Annotated in this window: 13 protein-coding genes and 1 pseudogene; 6 read left to right on the forward strand and 8 right to left on the reverse strand. The window is 36.4% G+C overall.

From position 1 onward, the window contains the following. Nucleotides 1–174: 174 nt before the first annotated feature. From mntC to HMPREF2937_RS09985, 3 genes are read right to left on the reverse strand one after another with little or no spacing between them, the layout of a single operon-like run. Nucleotides 175–1,107 carry a manganese ABC transporter substrate-binding lipoprotein MntC gene (gene mntC / locus HMPREF2937_RS09975; RefSeq protein WP_002481407.1) on the reverse strand — a complete coding sequence of 311 codons (933 nt, stop codon included), beginning with the start codon at nt 1,105–1,107 and terminating at the stop codon, nt 175–177. Beyond that, the gene (locus HMPREF2937_RS09980; RefSeq protein ID WP_002481408.1) at nt 1,104–1,940 is read right to left on the reverse strand and encodes a metal ABC transporter permease; all 837 of its coding nucleotides are present in this window, start codon (nt 1,938–1,940) and stop codon (nt 1,104–1,106) included. The genes mntC and HMPREF2937_RS09980 overlap by 4 nt, the downstream gene beginning before the upstream one ends. Nucleotides 1,941–1,964: 24 nt before the next feature. Then, on the reverse strand, nt 1,965–2,678 hold the full coding sequence (locus HMPREF2937_RS09985) for a metal ABC transporter ATP-binding protein (RefSeq protein ID WP_023015455.1): 714 nt from the start codon (nt 2,676–2,678) through the stop codon (nt 1,965–1,967). 125 nt (nt 2,679–2,803) lie between these two features. Between HMPREF2937_RS09985 and HMPREF2937_RS09990 the strand changes: the two genes are divergently transcribed. Next, complete coding sequence (locus HMPREF2937_RS09990) at nt 2,804–3,460, forward strand: metal-dependent transcriptional regulator (protein WP_002481410.1); 657 nt, start codon at nt 2,804–2,806, stop codon at nt 3,458–3,460. 112 nt (nt 3,461–3,572) lie between these two features. Here HMPREF2937_RS09990 and HMPREF2937_RS09995 read toward each other — a convergent pair whose 3' ends face one another. The 3 genes from HMPREF2937_RS09995 to HMPREF2937_RS10005 form a co-directional block, all read right to left on the reverse strand. Beyond that, nucleotides 3,573–4,064 (reverse strand): GNAT family N-acetyltransferase, encoded by a 492-nt coding sequence (locus HMPREF2937_RS09995; protein WP_002481412.1) that lies wholly within the window; start codon nt 4,062–4,064, stop codon nt 3,573–3,575. Between the two features lie 10 nt (nt 4,065–4,074). Continuing rightward, complete coding sequence (locus HMPREF2937_RS10000) at nt 4,075–4,827, reverse strand: M50 family metallopeptidase (protein ID WP_070864492.1); 753 nt, start codon at nt 4,825–4,827, stop codon at nt 4,075–4,077. A 110-nt stretch (nt 4,828–4,937) separates the two neighbouring features. Then, nucleotides 4,938–5,495 (reverse strand): sugar O-acetyltransferase, encoded by a 558-nt coding sequence (locus tag HMPREF2937_RS10005; RefSeq protein WP_023015453.1) that lies wholly within the window; start codon nt 5,493–5,495, stop codon nt 4,938–4,940. A gap of 137 nt (nt 5,496–5,632) precedes the next feature. On the opposite strand from HMPREF2937_RS10005, the gene tarA reads away from it, so the two are divergent. From tarA to thrS, 4 genes and pseudogenes are all read left to right on the forward strand, one after another. Next, nucleotides 5,633–6,388, forward strand: a complete 756-nt coding sequence (gene tarA, locus HMPREF2937_RS10010) for an N-acetylglucosaminyldiphosphoundecaprenol N-acetyl-beta-D-mannosaminyltransferase TarA (protein WP_061054889.1) — start codon at nt 5,633–5,635, stop codon at nt 6,386–6,388. A 235-nt stretch (nt 6,389–6,623) separates the two neighbouring features. Then, a complete protein-coding gene (locus HMPREF2937_RS10015) occupies nt 6,624–7,820 on the forward strand; it encodes an MFS transporter (protein WP_070864493.1) in 1,197 nt (398 codons plus the stop codon). Between the two features lie 56 nt (nt 7,821–7,876). Further along, nucleotides 7,877–8,203 (forward strand): annotated as a pseudogene (locus HMPREF2937_RS10020) (DUF2200 domain-containing protein). A gap of 428 nt (nt 8,204–8,631) precedes the next feature. Further along, nucleotides 8,632–10,539: a threonine--tRNA ligase gene (gene thrS, locus HMPREF2937_RS10025; RefSeq protein ID WP_070864494.1), complete on the forward strand. Its 1,908-nt coding sequence runs from the start codon at nt 8,632–8,634 to the stop codon at nt 10,537–10,539. 928 nt (nt 10,540–11,467) lie between these two features. Here thrS and HMPREF2937_RS10030 read toward each other — a convergent pair. Beyond that, on the reverse strand, nt 11,468–11,839 hold the full coding sequence (locus tag HMPREF2937_RS10030) for a Na-translocating system protein MpsC family protein (protein WP_023015448.1): 372 nt from the start codon (nt 11,837–11,839) through the stop codon (nt 11,468–11,470). Nucleotides 11,840–12,197: 358 nt separating this feature from the next. Then, nucleotides 12,198–12,995 carry a teichoic acids export ABC transporter ATP-binding subunit TagH gene (tagH, locus tag HMPREF2937_RS10035; RefSeq protein ID WP_070864495.1) on the reverse strand — a complete coding sequence of 266 codons (798 nt, stop codon included), beginning with the start codon at nt 12,993–12,995 and terminating at the stop codon, nt 12,198–12,200. A gap of 288 nt (nt 12,996–13,283) precedes the next feature. Here tagH and HMPREF2937_RS10040 point away from each other — a divergent pair, with 288 nt between their 5' ends. After that, nucleotides 13,284–14,087, forward strand: a complete 804-nt coding sequence (locus tag HMPREF2937_RS10040; protein ID WP_023015447.1) for an ABC transporter permease — start codon at nt 13,284–13,286, stop codon at nt 14,085–14,087. Nucleotides 14,088–14,089: the final 2 nt, after the last annotated feature.

A 14,089-nucleotide genomic window follows, 5' to 3' on the forward strand; every position in this document is an offset into this window, starting at 1 on the left:
TTTTTATATATCAACCGAATTTGACAAAGAGCCCGATTTTCTTAAAGTGGTGTGTGGTCCAGTGGGAGGAAAGACCACAGCTTATTTATGTTTAGGATAGATTATTTATGGATTAGCGGAAATGGAATGGACATACTAGGAGGTCTTTTTCCGCTAATTGAAAGGATAAATTGTTTACTTCATGCTTTGATGAACGGTTTCAATGTTAGATTCCATCATTTTGTAGTAGGAATCTCCTTTACTGCCTTTTTTGCCAATAGAGTCTGTGTAGACTTCTCCTGAAATTGGAACGCCTGTTTCTTCACTCAAGCTCTTCATGCTTTTATGATCGACACTTGTTTCGACTAATAGATTTTTCAAGTTGTGATCTTTAACGAATTTAATTGCTTGTTTCATTTGTTCAGGTGTTCCTTGTTTTTCAGTGTTAATTTCCCAAATATAGCCGGGAGTGATGCTATATTGTTTTGAGAAATATTTAAATGCGCCTTCACTTGTGATCATAGCGCGTTGATCTTTAGGAATGTCATCGAACTTGTCGTGACTGTCTTTATTTAACTTTTCAAGCTTGTTGATATAAGCATCACCTCGTTTTTCGTAGTCTGCTTTGTGTGCTTTATCATGATTGATTGCAGCTTGCTGAATTGTTTTTACATATTTGATGCCGTTCTCTAGACTTAACCAAGCGTGAGGATCTTGTTTTGTCTCATCGCCTTCAGCACCGTTCAGGTAAATTGGTTTTACATCTTTAGAAACGCGTACGACACTATCATCTTTAGTTGTTTTGCCAGCTTGGTCTAAAGCATTTTTAAACCAACCATTACCTGTCTCCAGATTCAATCCGTTATAAAGGATGATATCTGCGTCTGTTAAGGCTTTGATGTCTTTAGGTTTGACCTCATATTCATGAGGATCTTGGCCGATAGGAACTATGCTATGTATATCCGCATGGTCCCCGACTACGTTGTCGGCCATGTCATATAGTATTGAATTGGTTGTGACGATTTTAAGTTTATGATTATCAGAGGCTGTTGAGTTTGAATCTTTGCCTCCGCCGCATGCTGCTAACAGTAATAACATGATAGCTAATAATGGTACTAATTTTTTCATGATGTAACTCCTTTTTTGATTTTGAGAGTCAATTTAGAATAGATAAATGTACCGACATAAATAGCAAACGCACACAAGACAATTGTTGCACCACTAGGGATGTTATAAATGTAGCTGAAATACATACCGATTATTGAACTGATTACACTGATCAGACTGGCTACAATCATCATAGACCATAATTTCTTGGTGATGAGAAAAGCTGCTGAAGCGGGTGTAATCAACAGTGCAACAACGAGTATAATACCCACAGTTTGAATGCTTGCAACTGTCACAAGTGACAAGAGCAGCATCACAAAGTAGTGGATGGCTGTTGTGTTTAAACCGCTCATTCTACTAAAGGTTGGATCGAAAGTAGAAATCATTAATGGGCGGTAAAAAATGATGATAAGCAAGAGTACTATTATGCTGACCACAATCGTCGACCAGTATGCACTATTGGTAATCGCTAGCAAATTACCGAATAGAATATGATACAAGTTCGTCGTACTATTGATCAAGCTGATAATAATAACTCCGGTAGCTAAGAATGCTGTGAAGCTGATGCCGATGGCTGCGTCTTGTTTGGTTTTACTTCGTTCAGAAATAAAACCGATGAATAGACTGGCTAGCATTCCAGTAACTAAAGCTCCGACAAACATCGGAATTTTGAAGAGGAATGATAGTGCAACCCCTGGCAATACAGCATGGCTCATCGCATCACCCATGAGTGACAACCCTCTTAAAACAATCAGGCTGCCGACTGTTCCGCACACAATGCCGACACAAATGGAAATAATCAGAGCGCGGTTTAAAAATTGATATTGTGTGAGTTGTTGTATAAATTCGTACATAAATTTGACTCTCTTTCTAATTCTTTAATGGCGCTGTGGTTGATTCATGAATGTCTCGTTTAATCGTTCTGTGGTCATTGCTTCTTCGCTTGGTCCGAAATAACGTAAAGTTTGATTGAGCAGAATGACACGATCGAAATAAGTAGTTGCTTTTGATAGATCATGATGCACGATTAAAATTAATTTGCCTTCGGCCTTTAAGCCTTCTATTTTACGCATAATTAATTGTTCACTCGTAAAATCAATTCCTACAAAAGGTTCGTCTAATAAGTAAAGTTCGCTCGTCGACATCAAGGCGCGTGCAACTAATACACGTTGCAGCTGTCCACCGCTTAATTGAGAAATTTGGCGTTTACGTAAATGTGTTAATTCCATTTCTTCTAATAATTGAGTTAAGCGTTGTTTAATTTGTGCAGAAGGGCGTTTAAACCACCCAATCTCTTTATAAGCGCCTGATAGTACGACGTTTTCAACATCAATTGGAAAATCTAAATCTAAGTAGGCTTTTTGCGGTATGTATGTGATGTTCTTAAGTTGTGATTCGACTGGTTGATTGTTCAACAATTGGACACCTTGTGATTTAAACTCTCCGATTAACGCTTTGATTAATGAGGATTTTCCTGCACCGTTCGGACCCATAATACCGATGATTTCACCGTGAACAGGAATAGACAAGTTGATGTTTCGCAAGACATGCTTATTGCCTAAATACAAATCCAAATTCTCAATTTCTAACAATATCACACCTCCTAAAAGAATTTTTAGGGTAACCTAATTTATTTCATCATAAGACATGAATTTTCGCGTGTCAAGTCTTTTCGTGATACAATAAAGTGAATCTGGATGGAAGGAACGGTGACAAGATGTTAACGGAAGAAAAAGAAGATTACCTCAAAGCGATTTTGAATAATGGCGGCGCAACTTCATTCGTTACAAATAAAAAACTTTCTCAATACTTAAATATTAAACCCCCATCCGTGAGTGAGATGGTCAATCGTTTAGAAAAAGCGGGCTATGTAACTACCAAACCTTATAAGGGTGTCAAATTATCCGAAGAAGGTTTCAACCATACATTAGAAATTATTAAGCGTCATCGCTTATTAGAACTTTTCTTAATCGAGATATTGAAATACAACTGGGAAGAAGTGCACCAAGAAGCAGAAGTGCTTGAACATAGAGTGTCTGATTTGTTTGTCGAACGTTTAGACTCATTGTTGAATTATCCGACGACATGCCCACATGGTGGTATCATCCCAAGAGATGGTAAATTTGAAGAAATTTACAATGAATCCTTAAAAACATTCCAAGCAGGAGATCAAATCGTGATTCGTCGTGTACGAGACCGTACGAAATTATTAATTTATCTTTCTAGTAAATTTATTTCAATCGGGGATGCGGTGACGGTGATATCTCGTGATGATACTAACGAAGTTATTGCTATTCAAAAAGGGGATGACCCATTAATTATTTTAAGTTATGAAAACGCGGCACATATTTTTGGGGAATTAGCGGACGTATAACTAAAATAGAGTTAAGATTGGCATATTGTGAAAAGGTAAGACTTATGATATGAAATAACAAAAGAAGCTTTGCGGTGTCGCAAAGCTTCTTTTGTTCATCTATTCATCTCTATTAAATTTGTTTGCCCCAAATATTTAAGTCTAAGCGTTGATTATCGATGTGTGCGATTTGCGGCATTTCTCCCCAAAGAACGTAGCCTTGTTTTTCAAATAATTTATTACATGGTATGTTTTGTGCGAAAACATAGCCAGTTAAGAAGCGAATCCCTAACGCTTTGGCTTCTTGTTCTAGACGTTGCATCACTTTAGTACCAATACCTTTCCCACTAATCTGTTGATCCAAATAGATACTGACTTCTGCAGTTTCATCATAAGCAGGTCTGCCGTAAAAGTAATTCAGACTCGCAAAACCAATTGGGCGCATTTCTTCATCGTATACTGTAAACAATGGACGCATGGCATCGTGTTTATCAAAGACGTGTGCCATTTCTTGTTCTGTCATTTCATCAATATCTGCTGTGATGTTACGTGCAGCGATGGCTTGATTATAAACTTTTGTAAATAAAGATAAATCGACTTGTGTTGCTGGACGAAGCTTTACCATTTTTATCACCTTAATTCTGTAAAAGTAGAATAGTGATAATAGCGTACACGATATAAACGTTAAAGGCAATCCATAACAAACTGAAAATTACGACAGGGATGCCGGTTAATTGACGTAAAGCTAAACCATCCCAGTCGATAACATGTTTCGTAAAAGTCAAAGTAATAATCGTCCAAGTCGATTGTAGCAACTCTCCGAACAGCACACCTAAAATAAAGTGGTAAATCAATGATAAGATAATGACAATGAATTCAGGTTGACCGTTTTGAATTAAACCATAAATCATGACTCCTAGTAAGAGCGTGAGTAAAATAGGGATACCTTTTCTAGAAGTAATCAGCACAAAATAAATAAAGATACCTAGATAGCTGAATACGAAGAGTGAAGGATAATGATAATAACCTGCAAAGAGTCCGACTGCCAACATCAACGGAGGCATCACATAACCGCCAAGTGTCGTAATTATCATCGTCACTCTACTTCTAGCTCTGGTGACCGCAAAGCCTTGTCGCGAGGTCTGTATACGTTCTCTAGGAGAAGTAACAATCACTAAATCCTCGGTATGACCGCCACTGATTTTGTTAAATAGAATATGACCGAATTCATGTGTGAGTACCGGAATGTAATTTAATATAATGTCTAGAATCGCAAAACTTGGTTTATGACGATTGCGATGCACGAATAGATAAGCAATGGCGATTAATACCACCCAATATAAATGGAGCGTCATAGAAGTGCTCAGAATATCTTTAATCAACTGCATAATTTAACCTCTTCTTGAATTAGAAAAAGTTGAGATACATGACCTCAACTTATGATTTATCTTCATTGTATAAATTTTTAGCATTTACGTCTTGCGTCTTCGGACCTATTTTAATCATTCGGTACATCTTTGATGTAACGTGCTGGATTACCTGCGACAACTTGATTTGCGGGTACATCTTTAGTGACGACGCTGCCTGCGCCGACAACAACATTATCGCCAATGGTAATACCTGGCAAAATAATCGCACCTGCGCCGATCCAAACATGATTACCGATTGTTATAGGGTAGCCTAACTCTAATCCAGCGGCACGTGTTTTAGGATTTAAAGGGTGAGTTGCGGTAATCAACTGAACGTTCGGACCTAAGAGTACGTGATTGCCAATCGTAATTTTTGCGACATCTAACATCGTCGCATTAAAGTTCGCATAGAAATGGTCTCCAATTGTAATGTTATAACCATAGTCAAAGTGGATATCTGGCTCAATGAAGACTTCTTCACCGCAAGCCCCTACACTTTGGCGGAATAAATGCATACGTTCTTTAATAGAAAAGGCATTGTTGATTGCTTTTGTTGCGTGGCGTGCTTTATGACGTTCCTTTACTAATTCAGGGTCTCTTGAGTCATAGAGCTGGCCGCTCAACATTTTGTCTTTTTCACTTGTCATAGTATCTAACCTCTTTGATTCTCATAATAAATTCAGATTACCACTTATAGTGAGGAATGCAATCAATTCAACTGGCGTGTATAATAAGATGAAATGAACTTTTATTAATCAGAGGTGCAAGTTAGGAGTTTGAAGCGATGAGTATTCAACATAAGCATAAACAGAATAAAGTAGATATTTTGTCTGTTCAATTTGATAACGTCACAATGGACGAGATGAAAGAAGCGGTCATGCATTTTAGAGAAACAGATACAACTGATAACATGTTTGTTGTGACTGCAAATCCTGAAATTGTAGATTACGCATTAGATAATCGAAGTTATTATGATTTAATCAGTGAAGCAGATTATATCATTCCAGATGGATCAGGGATTATTCAAGCAGGCAGAATATTAGGTACCCCGTTAAAAGAACGTGTGCCAGGTATCGAATTTATGGCAAAGTGTTTAGAAATTGCTGAGCGTTATCATCAGCGTGTCTTCTTATTAGGTGCATCTGAAGCTGTAGTCGCAAAAGCCAAACAAGAGCTACAACATCGATATCCTCATGTGACTTTCGATGCACATCACGGTTATATTGATTTAAAAGATGAACAAGTGGTTCGTAAAGTAAGTAAATTTAATCCAGATTATGTTTTTGTCGGTATGGGTTATCCTAAACAAGAACAATGGATTAAACAACACCGTCATCGCCTTCAACATACATTACTGATGGGTGTCGGCGGATCCATTGAGATTTATAGCGGTACAAAAAAGCGTGCACCTCTATTCTTCCGTAAAACGAATCTTGAATGGTTTTACCGCTTAATTACAGACTGGAAACGTATGGCAAGAATGCGCAGATTACCTAGATTTGTATCCAAAGTTTTCCGTAAACGTTTGAAGCGTAAATAATATTTAAATGAGCCTTCTCTAACAATACAGGAAAGTTAGAGCAGGCTTTTTTATGAACAAAATATGATATCTACATAATGTGTATTGAATATTTAGAAAAATAAAGTAATATTGTATCATTCACATATGAAGTGTCTTGATAAGCATGATTGAGACATGATTTGTGACAATCATTTCTTTAAGAGCATAAACAACAAACATCAAGAGGTGACAACATGAAAAAGGGATTCTATTATTGATTTTCGATTTAGTTTCGACCTTTGGTTCGGAAATCTTTTTCTTTGCTTGTTCGTTTTATATTTTAAGAGAAACAAGCAATGGTGCATTATACGGTTTTGTTATAGGTATGATGGCTGTAGTTCAAATTGTGTTAGGTCCAATTATGGGGAACCTAGCCGATTATAAAAGTAATCGAAAGATGATCTTCATTGCGCAATTATTAAGCGTGCTATCCATCACTGTGTTTTTAGTGGGGTATCAAAATCATTTATGGGCACTGGTTATTTTAATGATGATGCTTACTGCGACTGATGTGCCAGTAGGTTTAATCATTGAATCTAATTTAGCGAAGATAACAGGGGAGCAATTAGAGCGCTTTGTGTCTTTAAGGAATATTGTAATTATGGCCACATCATTCTTAGCGCCAGTAATCGGTGGTATTGTGGTAGGATTCCTTTCTATTGAACAAATGGGATATGTGATTTTAGTGACTGAATCACTCGCCATGTTGACGATAGCATTTATACCTTTAAACAGACATATGGAAAAAGAGAACCAAGCTTTCATCAATAATTTCAAAAAAGGTTTTCACTACATATGGGCTAAAAAGGATTTAGCTACGATGGTGATTTATTTGGCAGTAATTAATATTATTTTATATGCAATACCGATTGGTATTTCAATGTTAGCCATTCAAAAGATGCATTTATCTTCAAGTGCATTTGGATGGATAGAGGCTTCTTTAACAATCAGCATGGCGTTAGGCAGTATCATTCTTGCGATTTTCCCGCCTAAACAAAATTTACGTTTATATTTAATTGGATCGAGCTACACGATTGCGATGATTTTCTTTGCGTTGGCATTGATTACGATGCTGGCAATGGGAAATCTATCGGGGGTGTTAGCGCTGATTGGCGTTTATATTGTATTAGGTTTCAGTGCACAATACAGTAATATTCCACTTCAAATCTACTTCCAAAAACGCATTGAGGAAAGTTATAAAGCAAGGGTCTTCTCTGTCAGCTTTGCGCTCAGTCAATTCACCAAACCTTTAAGTATTATGTTCTTCAGCTTTATTCTTGGTTTCAATTACACGCTTGTATTTCTGATTACAGGATTAGTTTTCGTCATGATAGTAGTTGCATTTACTAAAATTGTGCCAAAAGATGTGTTTGATAACGGCATCAACATGCCATCAAAAGAAGGGGTATAATAGAAATAAATACAAGCAGAGGAGTGACATGCGTGGCAAGACATAAAATTTATGATATGGCATTCGCAAGTGTTTATCCGCATTATGTGACAAAGGTTGAGAAAAAAGGGCGTACAAAAGATGAATTGCATGAAGTAATCACTTGGTGAACAGGATATGATGAAGCAGGTTTACAACAAGTATTAGATGAGCGAGTACCGTTTGAAGATTTCTTTGCGCAAGCACCTGACTTAAATCCGAACCGCAAGTTAATTACGGGTGTCATTTGCGGCATTCGTGTTGAAAACATTGAAGCACCTTTAATGCAGGAAATTCGCTATTTAGACAAGGTCGTAGATGAACTCGCAAAAGGTAAGCCATTAAATAAAATAATGAGGAAATGATTTAAAGAATAAAACGTTTTCAAGTTTTACAAAATGATGAACTTATAAAAAATATATTGCAGAATCGTAATGGTTACGATACAATGTACTTAATTTAAAAACGGATTCGATGAAAAAGATATGAAATACAGGAATTAAGTCAGAGATAGAAAGTCATCGGCTGGAAGCTTTCTAATTACTTAAGCTGTGTTTTACTCCTTTTGAGATGTATGTGAAAGCATACCGACTAATGGCATGTTACGCCATTCTAATGAGGAAGCAAGTTTAGACTTCTAGGAGAGCAACTCCAATTGAAGTCTTGTTTAATGACTTGTTTCGAATGTGGGTGGTACCACGAGCATAAACTGCACTCGTCCCTGTTATCAGAGGATAAGTGCAGTTTTTTTATTGAATAAAACTAACAATTAGAATTTAAGGAGGCAATAATTATGGCAGAACAAGTTATCGTTACTTTACCAGATCAACGCAAATTGGAGGTGGCACAAGGCACAACACTTTACCAAGTTGCGCAACAAATCGGCAGCTCATTTGCGAAAAAAGTTGCGGTTGCGAATGTGGACGGCACATTATATGGTTTGAACGAATACATCGGAGAAGATTGCCAAGTTGAATTCTTGACATATGAAGATGAAAAAGGGTTAGAAGCCATTCGTTATACTTTAGGTTATTTAGCAGGAGAAGTGCTTGAGAAACATGGCGCAAAAGTTGCGGGATTCGGTGTAAACAAAGAACAATTCTTTGTAGACTTCAAACCTGAAGAAAACTTGAAAGCAGCGGATTTAGAAAAAGTTTCTAAAGACATTCAAAAAGCAGTAAGCGCCAATCATCCAATTGAAGTTCGTGAATTATCAAAATTAGACGCATTAGACCAATTTAATGAAAATGCTTTTATGCAACATCATATTGAACAAGCCTCAGAGCCTGTGAAAGTTGCGGTGCATGGAGATTACGCAGCAGTTATCGACCAACCTTTAGTACACAATTTATCTAAAGTGAAACACTTCAGTTTACAAGCCGTATCTGCGACTAACTGGTTACGTGATGTGAACAACGAAGCATTACAACGTGTATCTGGTTTTGCATTCGCAGATGCGAAAGCCTTAGAAGACCATCAAGCGTTTATTGATAAATATGAACAAGTGAACCATCGTCGTTTAGGTAAAGAATTAGATATCTTCTCATTCTCAGAATTTGCGCCAGGTATGCCATTTTATGCGCATAACGGACAAGTGATTCGTTTAGAATTACAAAATATGTTGAGACAATTACAGTTCGAAGCGGATTATGAAGAAGTCTATACTCCATTTATCATGGACGAAACTTTATGGAAAAACAGTGGACACTGGGATCACTACCAAGACAATATGTACTTCACTGAAGTTGATGAACAAACTTATGCGTTAAAACCAATGAACTGTCCTGGACATATGTTGATTTACAAAAATCATTTACATTCATATCGTGATTTACCAATTCGTATGGCTGAGTTCGGACAAGTACACCGTCATGAATTAAGCGGTTCTTTAAATGGTTTATTCCGTGTAAGAACATTCAACCAAGATGATGCACATATCTTTGTACGTCGTGACCAAATCGAATCAGAAATCTTAGATGTCTTAGGTTTGATTCATAAAGTATATAGTGTCTTCGGCTTCGATTACAGTATTGAACTTTCTACTCGTCCAGATGACTTTATGGGTGAAATCGAACTTTGGGATTTCGCTGAACAATCATTAGAAAATGTATTGAATCAACATGGTTTTGAATATACAGTCAATGAAAAAGACGGCGCGTTCTATGGTCCTAAAATTGATATTCACATCAAAGATGCATTAGGACGTAGTCACCAATGTGGTACTGTACAACTAGATTTCCAAATGCCTGAAAAATTCGATTTAACTTTCGTTAATAAAGACGGAGAAAAAGAACGTCCAGTGGTTATCCACCGTGCAATTTACGGTTCAAGCGATCGTTTCATCGGTATCTTACTTGAACACTTTGGCGGAAACTTACCATTATGGTTAGCACCTGTACAATTAGAAGTGATTCCTGTCAATGCAGACTTGCATTTAGATGCGGTAAAAGACTTGAAACGTCAATTGAAAGCTGAAGGCTTCAGAGTAGATCTAGATCTTTCAGACGAAAAAATGGGTTATAAAATCCGTCAAGCACACTTAAGAAAAGTACCATATACACTTGTTGTGGGAGATAACGAAGTAGAAAATGGTACAGTTGCGGTAAGAAAACGCGGTGCTTCTGAAGAAACTAGCGTAGATGTGAAAGACGTCATCGAACAATTAAAAGCAGAAAGAGATGTTTTAAACTCAGTAGAGTAAGTTTAAAACGATAATTGAATATAAAAAATACGCATTGCAGTAGAAAGGGTAGCTGCAATGCGTTTTATTTTTAAGGGTTATTATTTTATAGTTTCATGTGTTTCAATTAAGTAGTTGAGGGAGCTTAATTGAACACAGGTTTTTTGACATTTTTATTAATGAGGGTAGGATTCAGAATGCAGGGCTAATCACGTTCTGAATCGTCGTGTGATTTTCAAGATTGAGTTTAAACGTTTTGTTTGGGCTCATTTCCATATAACAGGTGTGCGTTTGATCGATGATTATCATTCAGAGCGACTTAAACTCTGTTTTATTTGAGTAAGGGTTGTGTTGTAAGTTTGAAATAGTAACGTGAAGCATAAGAAAGTTGAGGGCACTGCTGGTGGTGATGAATTGTGGGAATTCAATCAGCAGAATATATGCATTGTTACCTTATTTCAATACTTAGCGCGTTTTAAATTTTTAACGCAGTTTTATTTTAACCATCAATCGCTGTTATAGGCATACTGATTACTATTTGGCACTTAATTTGAACTTACCGGTTGTTGTTAGGGTTATTGTGTAGCTATGACAGCATCTTGCAATGTTTATGATTAGCTTTTTCAATCAAACATTTTAAAACAGGAGGTTGCAAGAGAATTGCTGCTGTATCAGCTTTGTGCGTATAGAATGGGCTGTTTTCTTATACGTAAAGCACATTGTTATAATTGGGCTGGTTTCAATAGACTACTATAGTGGTGAGTGTAGCGTATTGAAAATTTTTATAGAAATGAATGGTTGTTTAATAAGGTAAGTTCAATTTAATGTTATATGGAAATAAAAAACTCGCTCCTGTTTACATGCATCACCTCCTTGAAAAATCTTTACGAGTTTCAAAGTAGGTTAGTAAACAGCACCGAGTACCTTACACCAATCCTAATATATTCTATTACGATTCAATATTGCGATCGAACACGAATATTGAAATGACTTCATCATCTTCTAAATTAACATCTGTAAATAGTTTTACAAATTTCGCGCCTACCAATTCTTCCATTTCTGTAGGTGGATGTTGGTTGTAAAGTTGTTTAATTTCTTCTGTACGTCCAAATTTAAGCATTCTTTCGAATTCCTTACTTTGAGTATTACGCAAATAGAAGTTTTCAACTTTACTTAGGCTTCCTGTCATATGGGCAACCGCCCAGTTATCTTTGAAAAACACTTTGATTTGTTCGGGACCTTTGCCGATGTGTTCTTTACGATACGCACGGACAAGGTTCGCAAATGCTTGTGTCTTATTTTGTTTAGCTATATCAATCACCTGCTTACTTGAGAAATGATATGACATATTGAAGTTCAGGCTGATTAGATTTCAATATTTTGATACACCTTCACTTTAAAGAAAATGAAGTGTGCAGCAAGACTATTGAAATGATTACTTGTATCAAAATGTCATTGTATGAGAGCATCCGACATTAATCAAGTGTGCAATATTATTTTGCCTGTTGTTAATACACTTGTACTTAATGATAATACTTTTTTTCTTTGATTTAAAGAGGTTTGCTTAAAGTTTTTTAAGTAAAAAGATTCAGAAATATCAACATCGCTTTAAAAGAGTGAAGTAGAAGAGGAAAAGAAAAAGCAGTTTATACTGCGATTTCTTTTACAGCTTCAATTGTTTATTTCATCACAAATCTTTCTTCGTCTAAGTTTTTACGGAAAGCTTTTTGGTCTGCTTTAGATTTCTTTTTAAAGTCTTTAAGGAATTGTTCGTACTTAGGCAATACTTCCTCAACTTCACCGAATTGTTTCAAGCGTCCACCTTCAATCCAAGCGATTTTTGTACAGAATTGACGGACTTGGCCGATGTTATGGCTGACAAAGAAAATCGTTTTGCCTGCTTCTTTAAATTCATGGATTTTGTCTAATGATTTTTGCGTGAATGTTTGGTCTCCGACAGACAACGCTTCGTCAATCACTAAAATATCCGGATCAATCGTGACGTTGATAGAGAAACCAAGTTTAGCACGCATACCACTTGAATACTTTTTAACGGGTTGGTAAATAAACTCTCCCAGTTCACTGAATTCAACGATTTTAGGTGTGAGCTTTTTAATTTCTTTACGTGTAAAGCCCATGCACAACATTTTAAATTCAATATTTTCTAATCCTGTTAATTGTGCGTTAAGCCCTGCATTGATCGCAATAACACTGACTTCACCATTTTTTTTAATTGAACCTGCAGTGTTGGATAAAGATCCGCCGATAATATTGCTGAGGGTTGATTTGCCTGAACCGTTGATGCCGACTAAACCGATAATATCACCTTTATACGCTGTCATTGAGACATCTTTTAACGCGTAAAATGTTTTGTTCTTATGATTAGGAATGAGCGCATCTTTGATTCGTTCTTTGTTATTACGATAGATACGATATTCTTTTGTAATATTATCCATCTTTACAGATACATCTTTCATTGTATAACCTCTTCCTTAACCTCTATTTACTCTATTATAGTACATATTGCGATGCCGAGCGGTCAAAACGCATATGAATTCTTCAACGCTATAAATTTTACCATTTCTTGAAGAATTGGTCATTATTTTCGGCGTTAAAGTCATTTCTTTGCCATTAGTAATGAAAATTATTCCATTCTATATTATAATTACGTATAATGTTGAGATGGATATATTTCAAGCATAGAGAAAAAATTACATAAGCATATGTAATGAAATGCGCAAATCGTTTGAAAGCGTGGTTTGAACATGGGAGCATTAATAACTGTTCTGAAAGAACATATTAAAGGATTTTATTTGATCCACAGGTTAGCACAATTTGAGTTGAAAATTGCTAACCATAACAACTACTTAGGTATGGCGTGGGAGTTAATTAACCCGCTTATCCAAATTTTAGTCTACTGGTTCGTGTTCGGATTCGGGATTCGTACAAACGCACCGGTTGATGGGATACCCTTCATCTTCTGGATGCTTGTCGGTATCAGTATGTGGTTCTTTATCAACCAAGGAATATTAGATGGGACACGCTCGATTGTATCGAAATATAATCAAGTGGCGAAAATGAATTTCCCGTTATCGATTATTCCAACGTATACCGTAACTGCAAAATTATATGGACATTTAGCATTACTCGGGATTATTATTATTTTCTGTATCGCTTCAGGTATTTATCCGACGATACATATTATTCAGTTATTCTTATACGTACCATTTGCGTACATTGCTACAAGTGCTGTCGCAATCTTAACTTCGACTCTAGGTGTATTAATTCGTGATACACAAATGATGATGCAAGCGTTAATGCGTGTATTATTCTATGCATCACCAATTTTATGGGTCGCTAAGCCAGGTTCGATTGTACAAAAGATTCTGATGTTGAATCCGATTTATTTCATCGCAGAATCATACCGTGCAGCAGTACTGTATCATAACTGGTATTTTATTGATCATTGGCAATTAGCACTTTACAACGTATTTATTGTAGTATTTATATTCTTTGTAGGTTCGATTCTGCACATGCGCTACAGAGATCAATTTGCAGACTTTATGTAAGA

The organism is Staphylococcus sp. HMSC061G12, assembly GCF_001838465.1.
GTDB classification, from domain to species: domain Bacteria; phylum Bacillota; class Bacilli; order Staphylococcales; family Staphylococcaceae; genus Staphylococcus; species Staphylococcus simulans.

Excerpts from the sequence above, each read along its gene's own strand:
- mntC (WP_002481407.1), bottom strand. The coding sequence starts at position 1,107 with ATGAAAAAATTAGTACCATTATTAGCTATCATGTTATTACTGTTAGCA.
- HMPREF2937_RS09980 (WP_002481408.1), bottom strand. The coding sequence starts at position 1,940 with ATGTACGAATTTATACAACAACTCACACAATATCAATTTTTAAACCGC.
- HMPREF2937_RS09990 (WP_002481410.1), top strand. The coding sequence starts at position 2,804 with ATGTTAACGGAAGAAAAAGAAGATTACCTCAAAGCGATTTTGAATAAT.
- HMPREF2937_RS09995 (WP_002481412.1), bottom strand. The coding sequence starts at position 4,064 with ATGGTAAAGCTTCGTCCAGCAACACAAGTCGATTTATCTTTATTTACA.
- HMPREF2937_RS10000 (WP_070864492.1), bottom strand. The coding sequence starts at position 4,827 with ATGCAGTTGATTAAAGATATTCTGAGCACTTCTATGACGCTCCATTTA.
- HMPREF2937_RS10005 (WP_023015453.1), bottom strand. The coding sequence starts at position 5,495 with ATGACAAGTGAAAAAGACAAAATGTTGAGCGGCCAGCTCTATGACTCA.
- tarA (WP_061054889.1), top strand. The coding sequence starts at position 5,633 with ATGAGTATTCAACATAAGCATAAACAGAATAAAGTAGATATTTTGTCT.
- thrS (WP_070864494.1), top strand. The coding sequence starts at position 8,632 with ATGGCAGAACAAGTTATCGTTACTTTACCAGATCAACGCAAATTGGAG.
- tagH (WP_070864495.1), bottom strand. The coding sequence starts at position 12,995 with ATGAAAGATGTATCTGTAAAGATGGATAATATTACAAAAGAATATCGT.
- HMPREF2937_RS10040 (WP_023015447.1), top strand. The coding sequence starts at position 13,284 with ATGGGAGCATTAATAACTGTTCTGAAAGAACATATTAAAGGATTTTAT.